The following is a 1,827-nucleotide window of genomic DNA, read 5'->3' on the forward strand; positions in this document are numbered from 1 at the left end:
CCGCCACTCATTTCTACGCCGCTTGAGCGCATGGTATCCATAAAGTCGCGCACGTTTAATAACGAGCGAATATTCTCTGGCGTGTAAAGCTCACCGCGTGGGTTAAGTGCTTGGCCACCGTTATCTATAACTTCACTGGCAAGCGGTATGTCGCCAGTAATAACTAAATCGCCTTTTTCTACACGCTTTACTATTTCGTCATCGGCCACATCAAACCCGCTCGAAACCTGTACGCGGCTTATAAATTTTGAAGGCGGAATACGCATTGCATGGTTAGCTACTAAAATGGTTGGTGTTTGCGTGCGCTCTGCGGCTCTAAAAAGTATTTCTTTTATTACCACAGGGCATGCGTCGGCATCTACCCATATTTTCATGCTTAAATCTTTTAATTGCTCTAGTATTTAGCTGATCCTATAGCAATTTATTTTAATCGGCTAGCAAACTTTATTGGCTTAGAGCCGTACAAACAACATCACTTTTAAAAAGGAGCTTTCATGAAGGCCATTACGACTATTTTACTCATTACAGGGTTATTTTTACTCACCGCCTGCACAAGCGCACCAGAGGGCATTACTCCGGTTAAAAACTTTGACCTTAAGCAATACAAAGGTAAGTGGTACGAAATTGCCCGCCTTGATCACTCATTCGAAGAGGGCATGGAGCAAGTAACCGCGACTTACACCGTAAATGACGATGGCACAGTAAAAGTGCTCAACAAAGGTTTTATAACTAAAGAGCAAAAGTGGGATGAAGCACAGGGCTTAGCTAAATTTGTAGAAGGGACTGACACAGGCCATTTTAAAGTCTCGTTTTTTGGTCCATTTTATGGTGCTTACGTTATTTTTGAATTAGACCAAGACGACTACCAATATGCGTTTATTACAAGTTATAACCGCGACTTTTTATGGTTTTTATCGCGTACACCTACCGTTAGTGACGAGCTTAAACAACATTTTATAGCTAAAGCAAACAAACTAGGCTTTGCTACAGAGCAAGTTATTTGGGTTAAACAGTAGGATATTTAGCTATGTAAAGGGGCTTTACAGTTGTTGAGTAAATGATTGTTACAGCTGTAATAAAACGATCATCTCACTGTAAGGTAAGTTAAATATGTTCGGGCTATATTAGCTGCACTTGCAACGAGACATGCAAGTGTTGGACATACTGAATATCCCCCTATTGTTGGCAAGCTTTATAGCTTGCCATTTTTTTGCCTAAAGTTAATGGCTTTCTTTGGATCAGGTTTTTACTAACTAAAGTGAATTTACTGCCAGTAATAGCCCTGATAAGCCAATCAGTAACATATTTAAAAAGCTAAATGGCTTAATCAACTTTTCTATAAAATTATAAAAAATCGTTATAATTAATACACTTAGTCCCATAAAGCCAAAAAATAGTAAAGCACCGTATCCCTGCTGCGTAACAACACAGAGCAATAAACTTAGTAAAATACTGATCCAAGCAACTATTAGCAGCAAATTACTTTGCAGCTTAGAGGGACGCGTTGTAAACACCGTTTTAAAATGCGCTGGCTTTGCCAAAGCAAAACCATTAAAAGCAAACAAACAGAGGCTAAAGCTAAGTAAATCAATCATGCTTTTTGCCTCTTTTTATTATTGGCTAGGTTATTAGCTGTTTTTTTAGATGCGCTAGAAGCAGTACGTAATTTTTCGGTTTGTACTAAAAACAGTATGCTAAACAGTAAAAATACCGCATCGAAAATAAACAAGGCCCATTGTTTATTAAGTAAGTAGCTCACTATATTACCCTGTGTGGTAAGCGCATTTATTGCCGGTACACTCAAACACGCGAGGGCATTTATGGCAG

At 39.0% G+C, this 1,827-nt stretch carries 3 protein-coding genes and 1 pseudogene; 1 reads left to right on the top strand and 3 read right to left on the bottom strand.

Translation table 11 applies throughout. The features are described 5' to 3' along the window. On the bottom strand, window positions 1-374 hold a 374-nt coding region (locus L650_RS0112600), incomplete at its 3' end, for a YaiI/YqxD family protein (protein ID WP_029773338.1). 120 nt (window positions 375-494) lie between these two features. Here L650_RS0112600 and L650_RS0112605 point away from each other — a divergent pair. Further along, window positions 495-1,016, top strand: a complete 522-nt coding sequence (locus L650_RS0112605) for a lipocalin family protein (RefSeq protein WP_029773339.1) — start codon at window positions 495-497, stop codon at window positions 1,014-1,016. A gap of 237 nt (window positions 1,017-1,253) precedes the next feature. On the opposite strand, the gene L650_RS0112610 is transcribed toward L650_RS0112605, so the two are convergent. Next, window positions 1,254-1,595: a DUF3325 domain-containing protein gene (locus tag L650_RS0112610; protein WP_029773340.1), complete on the bottom strand. Its 342-nt coding sequence runs from the start codon at window positions 1,593-1,595 to the stop codon at window positions 1,254-1,256. Further along, a pseudogene (locus L650_RS0112615) lies at window positions 1,592-1,827 on the bottom strand (PepSY domain-containing protein); the annotation flags it as partial. The gene L650_RS0112610 and the pseudogene L650_RS0112615, both read right to left, overlap by 4 nt.

Origin of the sequence: Pseudoalteromonas sp. TB51 (genome assembly GCF_000498055.1) — a bacterium.
Taxonomy (GTDB): domain Bacteria; phylum Pseudomonadota; class Gammaproteobacteria; order Enterobacterales; family Alteromonadaceae; genus Pseudoalteromonas; species Pseudoalteromonas atlantica.